Here is a 15,169-nt window from a genome sequence, read left to right as displayed (position 1 = left end):
TTGTCTCTCGAAAGGCCGGATTATCGGCTCGGCCCGGCTGCGAGAGCAGCCGGGCATCGGCTTCACGTTTACGAGAGCCTCGGCTCCACCAACACTCGGGCGATGGAGCTGTCACGCGAGGGTGAAAGGGGCCCCCTGTGGGTTGTCGCGCTCCGGCAGGAAGCGGGGCGTGGCCGCAGGGGGAGCGCATGGACGTCGTTGCCGGGCAACCTCAGTGCCAGCTTGCTCTGGCCGGTTTCGGACGTCGATCCGGAACAGGTTCCGAGCTTGGGCTTCGTAGCGGGTGTCGCGTTGATTTCCGCCTTGAAGAGAACGATCGGGCCACGCCACCTCGAGGCGGCCGGCATGGCACCTCAGGATGGGATCGAGGATCGGACGTCCGGTCGGGCAAGCCCCTTCCGCCTCAAATGGCCCAATGACGTGCTGGCATCGGGTGCCAAGCTCGCGGGCCTTCTCCTGGAGGCGGAAACTCATCCGGGCGGGCGTCGCTCGGCGGTGATCGGGTTCGGCGTCAACGTCGCCGCGTCACCGCAGGACTTGCCTTATCCCGCGACAAGCCTCAGTCAGATAAAGCACGAACCGCGCGCCGAGGATCTGTTCGACCATCTGTCGGATGAGATCGTCGTTGCAGCGCGACGCTGGAATCGAGGCCGCGGGTTTTCATCGATCCGTGAGCTTTGGCTCGATGACGCCGCCGGGATCGGCGCACCGGTCTCGGTGCGAACGGGCGGCGAGATCGTGCAAGGAATTTTCGAGACGATCGACGAGGCGGGGCGGCTCGTCGTCCGATCGGATGATGGGACGCGACGGACCGTGACGGCGGGCGAGGTGCATTTGGGTTCGGCCGCGACGGCGGCTTGAGGTTGAACAGTGATGACGACAGGGCAAGACGAACTCGTCTTCGTGCCGCTCGGCGGCGTGGGCGAGATCGGCATGAACGCGGCGCTCTACGGCTTCGGGCCGGAAAAGCGCCGGAAATGGATCATGGTCGATTGCGGAATGGGCTTTGCCGGGGAAGAGGGCTTCCCGGGCATCGACCTGATGTTTCCCGATCTCAGCTTCATCGAGGAGCGCAAGGACGATCTCCTCGCCATCTTCATTACCCACGCGCACGAGGATCATATCGGCGCGATCGGTGAATTGTGGCCCAAGTTGAAGGCTCCGGTCTACGCCACCCGCTTCGCCAAGAACCTGCTCGAGGCGCGTCGCCTGAGTGAGCCAGGCGCCCCGAAGGTGATCCTGCGCGAGATCGCCGCGCACAAGCCGGTGACCGTCGGTCCGTTCGAGATCGAATATGTTCCGGTCTCGCATTCGATCCCGGAATCGAACGCTGTCGCGATCCGCACGGCGCATGGCCTCGTCCTGCATACGGGCGATTGGAAGCTCGACGCCACGCCGATCCTCGGCGACGTCACCTCGGAAGCCTCGTTCCGCAAGCTGGGCGACGAGGGCATCATCGCCATGATCAGCGATTCGACCAACGTCGTGCGCGAGGGCCGCAGCCCGAGCGAGGCCGAGGTCGCCGCCACCCTGCGTGAGCTCATCGCAGAGGCGCCTCACCGGGTCGCCGTCACCACCTTCGCCTCCAACGTCGCCCGCATGCGGGCGGTGGCGGAAGCCGCGCGTGATTGCGGCCGCGAGGTCGTCGCCGTCGGCAGGGCCATGGACCGGGTGATCGGTGTCGCCCGCGAATGCGGCTTCCTCGACGGCCTGCCGGATTTCCGCTCGGCCGACAGCTACGGCTACCTGCCGCGCGACAAGGTGGTCTGCCTGCTCACCGGGTCGCAGGGCGAGGAGCGCGCTGCGCTCGCCCGCGTCTCCCGCGACGACCATCCCGACGTGACGCTGGCCGCCGGCGACCGCGTGATCTTCTCGTCTCGCGCCATTCCGGGCAACGAGCGGGCGGTGGGCGCAATCATCAACGATCTGGTCAATGCCGGCATCGAGGTGGTGACCGACCGGACGAAGCTCGTCCACGTCTCGGGCCATCCCCGCCGCGACGAAATGGCTGAGATGTATGCCTGGACCCGGCCGAGGACGGCGATTCCCGTCCACGGCGAGGCGCTCCATCTCGACGAGCATGCCCGCTTCGCCCTGGCCCAGGGTGTCGGCAACGTGGTCAAGGCCCGCAACGGCAGTGTCGTGCGCCTCGCCCCCGGCACGCCGGAGATCACCGACCACGTGAAAGCCGGGCGTCTGTTCAAGGATGGCAACATCCTGATCGATGCGAAGGATCGCGCGATCCCCGAGCGGCGCAAGCTGTCTCAGGCCGGTGTCGTCTCGGTCGCCATCGCCATCGACGTCCAGGGTGAGGTTCTCGGTGAGCCGGCCATCGACATCATGGGCCTGCCCAATCGCGGCAAGAACGGCCAGCCGATGCTCGACGTCGCCGTCGAAGCCGTGTCGCGGACCCTCAGCGGCCTGTCGAAGCAGAAGCGTAAGGATGCCGAAGCGGTCGAGAAGGCCGTCGATCGTGCGATCCGCTCGGCCGTGAACGAAGCCTGGGGCAAGAAGCCCGCCTGCCACGTGCAGGTCGTGGAGGTGTGATGCCGCCTCCCTCCCCCTTGTGGGGAGGGAATGAGGGTAGGGGTGGTTCAGGACAGGGCGCAACCTCTTCGGAGCCACCCCCACCCCTAACCCCTCCCCGCAAGGGGGAGGGGAATGCGCGCACAGATGACGCACAGAAGGGAGCAGACCATGATCGGACGCCTGAACCACGTGGCCATCGCCGTGCGCGACCTCGACGCGGCCTGTGCCATCTATCGTGACACCCTCGGCGCCACGCTCACCGAGCCCCTGCCGCAGCCGGAGCACGGCGTCACGGTGGTTTTCGTGAACCTGCCAAACAGCAAGGTCGAGTTGATGTCGCCGTTGGGCGAGGGTTCGCCCATCGAGAGCTTCGTGGAACGCAACCCCAATGGCGGCGTGCACCATGTCTGCTACGAGGTCGACGACATCATCGCCGCCCGTGACAAACTGAAGGCTCAGGGTGCCCGCGTCCTCGGTACCGGCGAACCGAAGATCGGCGCTCACGGCAAGCCGGTGCTGTTCCTCCACCCCAAGGATTTCCTCGGCACCCTGGTTGAACTGGAGCAGGTGTGAGCGGCGTGAGCGCCCTCGTTCAGACTGTCTCGGCCACGATCTGGCGGACGCTGGCCACCATGATCGTCATCGTCTCGGCGGTGGCGATCCTCTCCGTCGTGTTGTTCAAGCTGACGGTGTTCGGAGCCTTTGCCCTCTATTTCGTGGTCTGGTGGACGCTGCTCTTCGTCATCCTGCCCATCCGCAATCAGGTCGAGACGGACCCGTCGCTGATCGTGCCGGGACAGGACCCGGGGGCGCCCGCGGCGCCGCGGCTGCGCGAGAAGGCGATTTGGACGACGCTCCTCGCCAGCGTCGTGTTTCTCGTCGTCATCCCGATCTTCGAGTTGTCGGGGCTCTAGCGCCGCGATCCGGCGAGGTGTCGGATCGTCCTGCGTCCACACCCGGAGAGCCACGTCGGCCATAAAAAAAGCAAGGCTCGCGCCTTGCTTTTTGAGACGACAGATGACGTGTCAGCCTATTTTATCTCACGCATTTCTGACGGCGTGGCGGCTGAAATTTCCTCCCGAGACTCGGACCTCGCGCTGCCTCTCCGGGCGTCGCGACCATCACGGTGGCGCTTATAGGAACTGGATTGCGCATTGTCACGTCTCCGGAGATGGTTCCTGGCGTTTTTTTGCAAGAGTTGAGCGTTTTTCGCTCTCGTTTCGCGGAATGCCCGAGTTTCGGACCACCCGGCGTTTTTCTCGACGCCGCAGGACGCTTGTATTTTCCCAACGCAATGTGTTGTGTGCCCCGCAACGATGCGCGGTACGATCGCGCTCCAAAACGATCCAGGGCCCCCGATGCGTCTCTCCCGCTATTTCCTGCCGACCCTGCGCGAGACGCCCAAGGAGGCGGAGATCGTCTCCCACCGCCTGATGCTGCGGGCCGGCCTGATCCGTCAGGAAGCGGCGGGCATCTATGCCTGGCTGCCCTTGGGGCTGCGCGTGCTCAACAGGGTCTGCGCGGTGGTCCGCGAGGAGCAGGATCGGTCCGGCGCCATCGAACTGCTGATGCCGTCGATCCAGTCGGCGGAGTTGTGGAAGGAATCCGGCCGCTACGAGGCTTACGGCAAGGAGATGCTACGCATTTCCGACCGACATGACCGCGAGATGCTGTTTGGCCCCACGGCCGAGGAGGTCATCACCGAGATCTTCCGCGGCAGCGTTCGCTCCTACAAGGACCTGCCGAAGAACCTCTACCAGATCTCGTGGAAGTTCCGGGACGAAGTACGCCCGCGCTTCGGCACCATGCGCTCGCGCGAATTCCTGATGAAGGACGCCTATTCGTTCGATCTCGACCAGGCCAACGCCCGGCACGCCTACAACAAGATGTTCGTCGCCTACCTGCGCACTTTCGCCGGCCTCGGTCTCAAGGCGATCCCCATGCGCGCCGATACCGGACCGATCGGCGGCGATCTCAGCCACGAATTCATCATCCTGGCCCAGACCGGCGAGAGCGAGGTGTTCTGCGACCGGCAGTATCTCGATTTCGACGTCCCGCCGGTGACTACGGATTTCGATGATGTCGCCGGCCTCCAGGGCACTGTCGACCGCTGGACCTCGCTCTACGCCGCCACCTCCGAGATGCATGAGCCGGCGGCCTTCGCCGAGGTCGGCGAGGACAAGCAGATGGCCGCGCGCGGCATCGAGGTCGGGCACATCTTCTATTTCGGCACCAAGTATTCCGAGGCCATGGGCGCGAAGGTGACCGGACCGGACGGCGTCGACCGCCCCGTTCATATGGGTTCCTACGGCATCGGCCCGAGCCGGCTGGTGGCCGCGATCATCGAGGCCTCGCATGACGAGGCCGGCATCATCTGGCCGGATTCCGTGGCGCCCTTCGACGTCGCTCTCATCAACCTGAAATCCGGAGACGCGGCGACCGATGCCGCTTGCGCCGAAATCCAGACCAACCTCGAGGCCAGCGGCCTGACGGTGCTCTACGACGACCGCGACGAGCGTCCGGGCGCGAAATTCGCCACCGCCGATCTGATCGGCCTGCCCTGGCAGGTCGTGGTGGGCCCGCGCGGCCTTGCCGAGGGCAAGGTCGAGATCAAGCGCCGCGCCGGGGGCGAGCGTGAGAGCGTGGCACCGATCGACCTGATTTCGCGCCTGAAGCGGAACTGAGGCCGGCATGGCTCTGGCAGAGACGGTGAAGGAACGGCTGGCGGGTCTCTCCGGCCTGTTCAAGCGCGGCAGCACGCCGCCCTTCGCGGCCTTCGAATGGATCATTGCCGGGCGCTACATGCGGGCCCGGCGGCGCGGCGGCGGCGTCTCCGTCGTGGCCTTCTTCTCGGTCCTGGGCATCGCCCTCGGCGTCGCCACCCTCATCATCGTCCTCTCGGTGATGAATGGGTTCCGCACCGAACTGCTCTCCAAGATCGTCGGTATCAACGGCCACGTCTTCGTCACGCCGATCGACAAGCTGTTCACCGATTACGTCGACCTTTCCGACAGGCTCTCCAAAGTGGCCGGCGTCCGCTCGGCGATCCCGCTGGTGGAAGGGCAGGCCTTCGCGTCCTCGCCTTATGGCGGCAGTGGCGTGCTGGTCCGGGGTATCCGCGGCGAGGACATCGGGTCCATCGGGTCCATCGCCAAGACCATCCGGGGCGGCACCCTCGACGGATTCGACGACGGAACCGGGGTCGCCATCGGCCGAAGGCTCGCCGAGTCCCTCGGCGTCCAGGCCGGCGACCAGATCACCCTATCCACCCCGAAGGGGGCGACGACACCGTTCGGCACCGCGCCGCGCACCAAGGCCTATACGGTGAAGGCGATCTTCGAGATCGGCATGACCGAGTTCGACGCCACCTTCGTGTTCATGCCGCTGGCCGAATCCCAGGCCTTCTTCAACCGTGACAGCGATGTCAGCCTCATCGAGGTCTATCTCGACAACGCCGATGCGGTGGCGCAATTGCGGCCCGACCTCGAAATGGCGGCCGAGCGGCCCGTGCTTCTCACCGACTGGCGCCAACGCAACCGAACCTTCTTCGGGGCGCTGGAGGTGGAGCGGAACGTGATGTTCCTCATCCTCAGCCTGATCGTTGTGGTGGCGACCCTCAACATCGTCTCCGGCCTGATCCTGCTGGTGCGTGACAAGTCCAGCGATATCGCGATCCTGCGGACGATGGGCGCCACGCCCGGCACGGTGATGCGGGTCTTCCTCATCAATGGGGCGCTGATCGGCGTCGTCGGGACGCTGAGCGGCCTCGCACTCGGTGTCCTCATCACCATCAACATCAAGCCGATCCAGCGGGTCCTGTTTCCCTCCGCCTGGGATCCAACCGTGCGGTTCCTCGCGGAGATTCCGGCCGAGATGAATTCCAGTGAGATCACCGTGGTGGTCCTCACCTCCATCGCCCTGTCGCTCGTGGCGACGCTCTATCCCTCCTGGCGCGCCGCCCGGCTCGATCCGGTCCAGGCCCTGCGTTACGGCTGAGGGGAGATTCAACCATCATGACCACCTCTGCCGACGAGGCCGGCGCGCCGCCGGTCCCGGCCCTGTTCTTCGCCAAAGTCGAACGCCGCTACGCGCAAGGAACGGGAGCCCTCGACATCCTGCGGGGGGCCGATCTCGCGATCTGGCCGGGCGAACTCGTGGCTCTGGTGGCACCCTCAGGGGCCGGAAAATCGACGCTTCTGCATCTCGCGGGCCTGCTGGAGCGACCCGATGGCGGCGAGGTCTATATCGGCGGCCAGCCCACGGCGGCGATGCCCGATGCCGAGCGCACGCGGTTCCGCCGCGAAGAGATGGGCTTCATCTATCAGTTCCACCATCTCCTGCCGGAATTCTCGGCCCTGGAGAACGTGGTGATGCCCCAGCTCATCCGTGGCCTCGGCGCCAAGGAGGCCAAGGCGCGCGCCACCGAACTTCTGAGCTTCCTCGGCCTGAAGGAGCGCCTTGTTCACCGCCCGGCCGAATTATCGGGCGGCGAGCAGCAGCGCGTCGCCATCGCTCGTGCGGTCGCCAACGGCCCGCGGCTGCTGTTGGCCGATGAGCCCACCGGTAATCTCGACCCGCACACGGCGGCGCATGTGTTCGGCATTCTTGTCTCGCTGGTGCGTGCCTCCGGCCTCGCGGCCCTCGTCGCCACCCACAACATGGAACTCGCCGCCCGCATGGACCGGCGCGTCACCATCCGCGATGGCATGATCGAGCAGTTGGCCTGAAGCCCAATCTGCAGCTGCATTTGTATAATGGAGCTGCCCCTTCAGCGACGGCGGGGCGCCATTTGTTCGATCGCGTCGCAGGCGACCGACACGCCGTCCTGCCCGTTGAAGCGCAACCTCAGCTCCTGGCAGGCCTGGGCCACCTCTGGCGATGCGAGGAGGCGGCGGAGCCGGCGCGCGCCGCGCCCGGGCGTGAAACGCCGCCGGCTGAGGCTCGTGCCGGCACGAAGGTGTTTCACCCGCGCCGCCTCGTCGAAATGGTCGAACGCCACCGGGACGATCATCTGCGGCGTTCCGGCGGCCAAAGCCTGCGCCACGGTGCCGATGCCGCCATGATGGATCAGCGCCGCCGCGTGCGGCAGCAAAGCGCTGAGCGGCGCGTAGGGGACATGGATCACGGTTTCCGGGAGGATCTCGGGCACCTGTCCCTGTTCCGGTGCGAGGAACACCCCGCGCCGTCCCAGGCGCTGGCAGATCGCGAGGGCAATGCGGAAGAAGGCGGTCGCCTGGCGCATCGCCGATCCATAGGTGAAGACGAGCGGGGGATCACCCGCCTTCAAGAACCGTGAGAGATGGAGCCCGAGGCGATCCGTGTCGCCGAACCGGTCGGCGATGGGAAAGCCCACATGCACGGCCTGCTGCGGCCAATCCGGCTGAGCACGGGCGAACCAATCGGGAAACAGGAGCAGGATACGGGAAGGGCTATTCCACCAGTATCGCAGCCGTCGCACCGGGTTGAGGCCCAGTTCCTGCCGGAACGCGTTGATGGAGGGCAAAGCGGCCGGGCCGATCACGTATCTGTCTGCGCCCCGGCCGATCCAGTGCCGCAGCCGGGATGGCGCCCAAGAGGGGAGCGGTACGCCCGGTAAGATCGGGGAGGCGTAGCGGCTCTCCATCAACATGGGCATCGCGTGGATCGTGATGACGGGGAGGCGCAGCTTCTCCTGCGCTACCCGCGCCCCGAAGGCCAGGGTCGATGCGACGACGATCGAACGGCCCTTGCGCGCATTCTCGGCGATCCAGCGATAGGTCTGCTCCGTCGCTGCCGCCATGCTGCCGAACAACGCGGCCGCCCCCTGCCTCGGATGCCAGAGCCGGGGATCGGATACAATCCGACGGTAATCGTCAGAGTCACCCAGGGAGTGGAACGGCAGACCGATGCGCGTTGCGTGGTCGGCAAAGGGGGCAGGGGCCGCGAGGATGACATCGTGCCCGCGACGCAGGCATTCGGCACCGATGGCGAGAAACGGAAGAACGTCGCCATAAGAACCAAGGGCGATGAGATGTATTCGCATCCGGCCATTCACATTTGACAGAAAAATCAGCCGAAGATGAAGTAGCGCCAGAGATTTTTCGCGCTGATTGTTCTGTCAATTGCTTCGCCGGCCACGGAGTTGCCGTGCGATCGCTCTTGGTAAGATTTCGGACAGACTCGGAATCGTTCGCCAAGACTGCGCGGTCGAAACGATATCGGCGTCTGAGAGCGTGGTTCGACGACGCCGTTGGGAGAGCGAATCGCGTTAGGGAAGACGTCTGAGCTTTGTTAAGGGCCCGGTAACCCTGTTTCGAACCGCCTCGAATGCCCGCTTTACACAGAACAAAACAAGAACAAAGATCGTCGCGTCAACGAGAGGCGATCACAATGCTCAAGCGGATGATCCTGACCGGCGCGGTGGAATTCATGGCCTTCGGGTTGCTCTCCGGCGCGTTCGTCGTCTGGGCGGTGGCGCTGGCGCCCCTGCGGTAGGGGCCCTGCCTTAACGTTCGGTGAGCTTCAGCTCGATGCGGCGGTTGCGGGCGTAGACGTCGTCGCTGGTGCCGGCCTCGATGGGTTGGAATTCACCGAAAGCAGCGGCGAGCAGACGTTGGGGCGGGATGCCCTTGCCGGCCATGTACTGCACCACCGCGATGGCGCGCGCCGCCGAGAGCGACCAGTTCGACGGGAATTGCGAACTGGCGATGGGACGGGCATCGGTATGCCCGTCGATACGCAGGACCCAAGGAATGTCCGCCGGGATCTGCTTCGACAGATCGAGGATGGCCGTGGCGATCCGGTCGAGTTCGGGCGCCGCCTCGGGCTTCAGGCTCGCCGAGCCCGCCGGGAACAGCACCTCAGATTGCAGGACGAAACGGTCGCCGACCACGCGGATATCGCTGCGGTTGCCGAGAATCTGGCGCAGGCGGCCGAAGAAGTCCGAGCGATAGCGTGCGAGTTCCTGCACCTTCTGGGCGAGGGCCACGTTGAGGCGGCTGCCGAGATCGGCGATGCGGGCCTGGCTCTCGCGGTCGCGGCTTTCGCTCGCGGCCAGCGCATCCTCGAGGGCGGCGAGCTGGCGGCGCATGGCGCCGATCTGTTCGTTGAGGAGATCGATCTGCGACGCGGCGCGTGCATTGGTGGCACGTTCGGCCACCAGCTGCTTGTCGACTTCGCCCTGGCGGCCGTCACTGCTCGCAGCAGCGCCCGCCTGTTCCTTCAGCTTGTCGCGCTCGGCCTCGGTGCCGAGAAGCGTCGTGCGCAGGTTCGAGGCCTTCTCCTCCTGCGCCCGCCGATTGGAGCGTTCCAGGGCGAGAAGATCGGTGAGATCCGCGATCTGCCGGTTGAGCCGGTTCAGCACCGAATCGCGGCCGGTGATCTCCTGGGACAGGAAGAACTGTCCGACCACGAAGATCGTCAGCAGGAAGACGACGGCGAGCAGCAGCGTCGCCAGGGCGTCGACATAGCCCGGCCAGACGTTGAGGCTCCGGTCCCGGCGCGTGCGCAGCGAAGCCATCAAGCCTTCTCGCGGCCGAGCCGGTCGAGCACCTGCTTGAGTTCACGTTCCCGCGTCGCCTGCGCCTCGACCCAGTCGCGGATCATCTGCTGCTCGGCCCGCATGTGCTGGACGAGACCCTGGATACCCTCGGCGAGGTTGGTCATCGCCTGAGTCGCCACGCGGCCGTTGGCGCCCTCCGAGATGATGGCCGACAGCCTGTCCACAGCCTCGGTCAGTTCGCGGGCCGAGGCCGGCTCTTGCGCTGTCACGGGACGCGCCACCGCGGCCTGCTCCTCGCCGGAGACCAGCCAATCCTCCAGCTCGTTGTGGAAGCGGGCATGGGCCTGGCCTGCCTGTAGGTCGAGGAAGCCGGTGATGAGCGAGCTCGCGAGGCCGAACAGCGAGGCCGAGAAGGCGAGGCCGATGCCGGAAAGCGGTTTGGCGAGGCCGCTCTTCAATTCGTCGAACATCGCGCTGGCTTCGCCGCCGCCGCGCATGCTCTGGATCACGCCGCCCACCGCGCCCAGCGTGTCGATGAGCCCCCAGAATGTGCCGAGCAGTCCGAGTAGGATGAGAAGCCCGGCGACGTAGCGCAGGATCTCGCGCCCCTCGTCGAGGCGGGCGGCCACGGTGTCGAGATAGGAGCGGACGCCGGCCTGAGTCGTCCCCTCACGGCGCGCCAGGATCGCCGGGGAGAGCGGCGCCAGCAGCGAGGGCGGCTTGGCCGATCCCTCACCGGCTGCGACCGCGTTGACGTAGGCGACCTCGCGGAAGAGGCGGATCACCTGGCCGAAGGCGAGCAGAATGGCGATGAGGAGGACGCCGAGGATCAGCCCGTTCAACCCGGCATTGGCCAGGAAAGCCGGCGTGATCTGCCGGAACAAGACGAAGGCGAGGAACCCGACAAGGGTCAGGAAGACCAGCATCCGGACCAAGTAGATGCCCGGGCGGCTCAGGGGGGCAGTCGCGGAGCGGGTCGCCATGGGTTGTCTGGGACTCTGAGGACGCCGGTCTCAGACCATGCGTCGAGCTGCGGAAACGGAAAGCACTGCGCGTACGCTCGAGCTGAAGTGGACACACATTCGATGCATAGCCGTCCGCGATCAAGCGGCACGACTTCCTCGGATCGATCAAACGGCGTCTATGCACGGAATAGCGTGTGCGGCACGCGGGGGCGATCATTGCGGATCGCGACAGGCGTCCCATGGCCCATACCGATTGGAAGGCCGGCTGCTACGCACACCGAATCGGTACCTCAATGATGCGGTACGGGGTCGAATCCCAGGGTCGTTTTTGGACGAGGCGGACAGTCGTGTCCCCGGGCTGCTCCAGGCGAACGCGAAAGACCTTGTCTCGCGTAGCCCCGACTCCTTCAGCCGCCGGACCCAGGGCCTCGCTCACGATCGTGGCGGCTTGGTGTGCGACCTCGGCATACCAGAGGAACCCCCCGATTCCTTCGCCCGGAGCGGATACCTCGATCGTCTCGCCAGAACAGGCCTTTATGGGGCCGCGACGCTCAAGCTCCATTGAGGTTCACTCCAGTACGATCCTTTATCGCGTACCGGCGCGCCCACAGACAAGTCCTTCGGTCGAGCCGGAGGCCTCATCCCCCGGTCTTCATGCTGAGACTTTCGAACGGCGCCGAGGGGGTGTCGATGCCAGAATGTCAGTTTTGAGAAGAGCAATCTCCGGATCATAGAATAGCACTTCGGAATCGATGCCGCATTCACCAAAACCAATACGGAAGAATCCCTGTTCGCCCCAGCCAGTTCCCCAGCTGTTCTTCGCGATCCAGCATTGGTGAATGTCATCGTAGCCGATGATGCAGACGGCATGCCATCCGAGGAAGTCGCCGGTGACATGGGTATAGATGCCGCTGCGATAGGTGTAGAAATCCTGGTAGACGCGGAAACCTCCGATGACAGGTCCCTTCTGCAGCGCTTGCTTGCGAGCGATCTGAGATGCCGCTGTCTGATAGCGCGGCACGGTCACAACGGGTCGAATGTTGCGGCACGGCTGGTCGCCCGCCACGTAGGGAAAATCGACTTCCAGACCGATCCCGGGCTTCTTCGCGAAGGCGAGGGCCTTGGTGTAGAACCATCCCACGCCACAGGAGTTCGGCGCGCCGCAATAGAACAAGTGTGCTTCGGACAGATCAATGGCACCGTCGGGACGACCGGTTCCAATCAGCATTCGGCTCTCGACGGAGGCGCATGTCGCGAAGGCGACGCAGGAGCCGCAGTGCGACTGGTCCCTAATGGGCGTGACGTAATTCTTCCCGCTTACGTTCCGCCAGTCGAGATGCGCCGGGGGAGGGGCGACAACTTTGAACAGCGCCGATTCGGCATTTCTCGTTTCGAGGACGTCTTGCTTCGCGCGCTCTGGATCGAAGGACAGGCCGAACCGTTCGGTCGCCGGGCCACTTGCGTCGTAGTACTCGCTGAGAGCTGTGGGACCCGAATCCCACTGGGCACCTGCCCGCTGGATCGCTGCATTGATGCGGAAAAAATCGGGTTCGGCCAAGTCTACAACCTCCAGGGGAGATCCGACGAATCTCTCCTGTAGGTTGTGTTTGGGGATGAGGTGATAGTCAAGGTTGTCTTTCAGGCGCAGGCCCTATCAGCGGGGCCGAGTTGCGCCTGCGCGCGTGGCTTAATCCCAGGCGCGAGGCCAGGTTTCTTCCAGATGAGGGCCCAGGCGTACTGCCGAGACCATGGTGGCGAGCCCCGTGGCATTGTCGGTCTCGACGGCGATCCCGCTTAATGTGCCCTTACCCTGCGCCGCTTCCAGGCGCGCGCCGGGGGTCTTCTGCAGGAAGCGCCGCAGGGGCTCATCCTTCTGCATGCCGAGGATCGAATCGTAATCGCCGCACATGCCCGCATCGGACAGGTAGGCGGTGCCGCCGGGGAGAATGCGGTGGTCGGCGGTGGGCGTGTGCGTATGGGTGCCGACGACGAGGCTGGCGCGGCCATCGAGGAAGTGGCCGAAAGCCTGCTTCTCGCTGGTGGCCTCGGCATGGACATCGACGATGACGGCGTCCGCCACCTCGCCGAGGGGGCAGGCCGAGAGTTCTCGCTCGGCGGAGGCGAAGGGATCGTCCAGCGCATCCATGTAGATGCGGCCCATGACGTTGAGAACGAGGACGCGGGCGCCGCCCCGCGTCTCCACCACGGTAGCGCCGCGTCCCGGCGTGCCAGGCGGATAGTTCGCCGGGCGGACGAGGCGCGTCTGCCGCTGGATGAAGACGAGGGCTTCGCGCTGGTCGAAGGAATGGTTGCCCAGCGTCACCGCATCGGCGCCCGCCTGGAGGAGTTCGTCGCAGATCGCCTCGGTGATGCCGAAGCCGCCGGCCGCGTTCTCGCCGTTGATGACCACACAATCGAGGCGCCAGCGCTCACGCAGCTTCGGCAGCCGGTCCATCACCGCATTGCGGCCGGGGCGGCCCACCACATCGCCGAGGAAGAGAAGTCGCATGCGTCGCTGTCAGTCCCGGACGAGCGGGACCGGTCCCGCTTCCGTAATGAGGTGGTCGAGGGGTTGGTCGTGCGGCTCGGAGGGCACGGTCTCCACCTCCTGCACGGAAAAGGCGATGCCGATCGTCAGGACGGGGCCGTTGCGGGAGAGCCGATCGATGGCCTGATCGTAATAGCCGCGTCCGTAGCCGATGCGGTGCCCGCGCCGGTCGAAGGCGGCGAGCGGAACGATGAGGGCGGTAGGATCGAGGGGGGGCAGGTCGTCGCGCGGTTCGCTGAGACCGAAGGAACCCGGAACCAGCGCCTCACCGGCGCGCCATTCGCGGAAGACGAGGCCCTCCGGCGTCACCTTCGGCAGGGCGACTCGCTGGCCGCGCGCGAACAGCATCCCAATGAGAGGTAGGGGATCGACTTCGCTGCGGATCGCCCAGAAGGCACCGACGATGGGAGCCTGGGCGAGGGGCTCGACCTGCATCACATTCTCGGCGATCCGTAATCCGCCGACCCGGCGGGTCTCGGGGGCGAGGCCATCGCGGCGGGCGAGGGCATCCTTGCGAAGGGCGGCCTTCAGGGCGGGGAAATCAGAGTGCGGAGCCACGTGAGCCGTTGGAGTTGCGATCCCGGGAAACCTACAGTGTAGGTGGGCGCCGTGTTGGCCAAGTCCAGGGACAGGGCCAGGGACAGCTCCCTGGGGAGTCGATAAGGCCCCGGGGAAAAGTACTCCTGACGAACCCCGCAGCACCGCATCACTCATGTAGCGTCGGCCGGCCGTGGGCGCCAGGGGGGAACGCGCGCAATCATGCGCCAGAGGCCCTCATCCCGCCGCCAGCGCGTGAGCCAGACGTTCGATCCGGTCCGCCGCACGGCCGAGCCCGTCCGCGATACGGGCCTCTTCTTCGGCACGGAGGGAATCCGCACTCTCGACGCGGTCCCGGAGGGCCGCCGTCTCTGTCTCGAGGTCTGCGAGACGACGCTTCAGTTCCGCCAATTCGTCCGCCTGAGTCAGGGCGGCCATGACGTGAAGACGCATGTCGCCGATCTCGCCGAAGGATTTCCGCATCCCGGTCACGCGGGTGTCGAGTTCCGCGGCCAGCGCCGAGAGATGCGCCTCTTCGCCTTCGGCGCAGGCCATCCGGTAGCTCTTGCCGTCGATGGTGACGCTGATCTGAGGCATGTCCGATAGGGTTGGTGTGAGAGAGGCGGGTTTAACGCGCGGCGCGGGGATGGGCCAGCACGCCCTCCACCGCTTCGATCGCCCGGCCGAGGCGGTGGCCGACATCGCTGGTCGTCGCCTCCACCGTGGCGAGGCGGGCGCTGGCAGCGTCGAGCTCCGCCGCGAGGCGCGCCCGGTCCTCCGCCATGATCGCGAGTTCCGTCTCAAGGTCGCCGGGCTCGCGCTCGGCTTCGAGGCGATGGGTCACCGACGCTTCCAGCCGGGTCAGGGCCGTCTCCAGCCGGGCAAGGGCGTGGTCGACGTTCGGCCGCTCGGGCGTCGGGATCATCGTTGTACCTTCCGCCGGGTCATGGATCTGCCCGTCCACTTGTTTCGGAAAATCGGATTTGTAGCCAAATCGCTACCGATACGCGCGCGAAATCGCTGCTTTGCCATCATATGCGGGGAAGGAGAACGAATCGATCAGGCAAAACCTTTGCCAGCGGTTTCCCTCATGTTAGAGACCGCGCGCTC

Annotated in this window: 15 protein-coding genes and 1 other RNA gene; 7 read left to right on the top strand and 9 right to left on the bottom strand. The window is 65.7% G+C overall.

Annotated features, from left to right (window positions below):
* From ASF32_RS23310 to ASF32_RS23280, 7 genes are all read left to right on the top strand, one after another.
* Nucleotides 1-861 (top strand): biotin--[acetyl-CoA-carboxylase] ligase, encoded by an 861-nt coding sequence (locus ASF32_RS23310; protein WP_056434360.1) that lies wholly within the window; start codon nt 1-3, stop codon nt 859-861.
* Between the two features lie 12 nt (nt 862-873).
* A complete protein-coding gene (locus tag ASF32_RS23305) occupies nt 874-2,547 on the top strand; it encodes a ribonuclease J (RefSeq protein ID WP_056434357.1) in 1,674 nt (557 codons plus the stop codon).
* 150 nt (nt 2,548-2,697) lie between these two features.
* On the top strand, nt 2,698-3,102 hold the full coding sequence (gene mce, locus ASF32_RS23300; protein WP_056434356.1) for a methylmalonyl-CoA epimerase: 405 nt from the start codon (nt 2,698-2,700) through the stop codon (nt 3,100-3,102).
* Nucleotides 3,099-3,443: a DUF1467 family protein gene (locus ASF32_RS23295; RefSeq protein ID WP_056434354.1), complete on the top strand. Its 345-nt coding sequence runs from the start codon at nt 3,099-3,101 to the stop codon at nt 3,441-3,443. The genes mce and ASF32_RS23295 overlap by 4 nt, the downstream gene beginning before the upstream one ends.
* A 444-nt stretch (nt 3,444-3,887) precedes the next feature.
* Complete coding sequence (gene proS, locus ASF32_RS23290) at nt 3,888-5,213, top strand: proline--tRNA ligase (RefSeq protein WP_056434352.1); 1,326 nt, start codon at nt 3,888-3,890, stop codon at nt 5,211-5,213.
* A 7-nt stretch (nt 5,214-5,220) separates the two neighbouring features.
* A complete protein-coding gene (locus ASF32_RS23285) occupies nt 5,221-6,525 on the top strand; it encodes a lipoprotein-releasing ABC transporter permease subunit (protein ID WP_056434350.1) in 1,305 nt (434 codons plus the stop codon).
* Between the two features lie 17 nt (nt 6,526-6,542).
* Complete coding sequence (locus tag ASF32_RS23280) at nt 6,543-7,256, top strand: ABC transporter ATP-binding protein (RefSeq protein ID WP_056434349.1); 714 nt, start codon at nt 6,543-6,545, stop codon at nt 7,254-7,256.
* Between the two features lie 41 nt (nt 7,257-7,297).
* Here ASF32_RS23280 and ASF32_RS23275 read toward each other — a convergent pair whose 3' ends face one another.
* The 9 genes from ASF32_RS23275 to ASF32_RS23235 all read right to left on the bottom strand — a co-directional run bounded on the left by ASF32_RS23275 (nt 7,298) and on the right by ASF32_RS23235 (nt 14,984).
* Complete coding sequence (locus ASF32_RS23275; RefSeq protein ID WP_056434348.1) at nt 7,298-8,551, bottom strand: nucleotide disphospho-sugar-binding domain-containing protein; 1,254 nt, start codon at nt 8,549-8,551, stop codon at nt 7,298-7,300.
* A gap of 462 nt (nt 8,552-9,013) precedes the next feature.
* A complete protein-coding gene (locus ASF32_RS23270; RefSeq protein WP_056434347.1) occupies nt 9,014-10,027 on the bottom strand; it encodes a peptidoglycan -binding protein in 1,014 nt (337 codons plus the stop codon).
* On the bottom strand, nt 10,027-10,992 hold the full coding sequence (locus ASF32_RS23265; protein WP_056434345.1) for a MotA/TolQ/ExbB proton channel family protein: 966 nt from the start codon (nt 10,990-10,992) through the stop codon (nt 10,027-10,029). The genes ASF32_RS23270 and ASF32_RS23265 overlap by 1 nt, the downstream gene beginning before the upstream one ends.
* Nucleotides 10,993-11,626: 634 nt before the next feature.
* A complete protein-coding gene (locus ASF32_RS23255; protein ID WP_056434342.1) occupies nt 11,627-12,532 on the bottom strand; it encodes a C1 family peptidase in 906 nt (301 codons plus the stop codon).
* 129 nt (nt 12,533-12,661) lie between these two features.
* Nucleotides 12,662-13,483, bottom strand: a complete 822-nt coding sequence (locus ASF32_RS23250) for a TIGR00282 family metallophosphoesterase (RefSeq protein ID WP_056434340.1) — start codon at nt 13,481-13,483, stop codon at nt 12,662-12,664.
* Between the two features lie 9 nt (nt 13,484-13,492).
* Nucleotides 13,493-14,080, bottom strand: coding sequence for a 5-formyltetrahydrofolate cyclo-ligase (locus ASF32_RS23245; RefSeq protein ID WP_056434338.1), 588 nt, complete (start codon nt 14,078-14,080; stop codon nt 13,493-13,495).
* Nucleotides 14,070-14,227: non-coding RNA, 6S RNA (gene ssrS, locus ASF32_RS24940), on the bottom strand. The genes ASF32_RS23245 and ssrS overlap by 11 nt, the downstream gene beginning before the upstream one ends.
* A 69-nt stretch (nt 14,228-14,296) precedes the next feature.
* Nucleotides 14,297-14,656 carry a cell division protein ZapA gene (locus ASF32_RS23240; RefSeq protein WP_056434337.1) on the bottom strand — a complete coding sequence of 120 codons (360 nt, stop codon included), beginning with the start codon at nt 14,654-14,656 and terminating at the stop codon, nt 14,297-14,299.
* Nucleotides 14,657-14,687: 31 nt separating this feature from the next.
* Nucleotides 14,688-14,984 (bottom strand): DUF4164 domain-containing protein, encoded by a 297-nt coding sequence (locus ASF32_RS23235; RefSeq protein WP_056434715.1) that lies wholly within the window; start codon nt 14,982-14,984, stop codon nt 14,688-14,690.
* Nucleotides 14,985-15,169 lie beyond the last annotated feature (185 nt).

This window comes from Methylobacterium sp. Leaf91, from assembly GCF_001422815.1.
In the GTDB taxonomy this organism is placed as follows: domain Bacteria; phylum Pseudomonadota; class Alphaproteobacteria; order Rhizobiales; family Beijerinckiaceae; genus Methylobacterium.
Note: the sequence above shows the minus strand (reverse complement) of the source record. Positions and strands in the feature narration are given on the sequence as shown.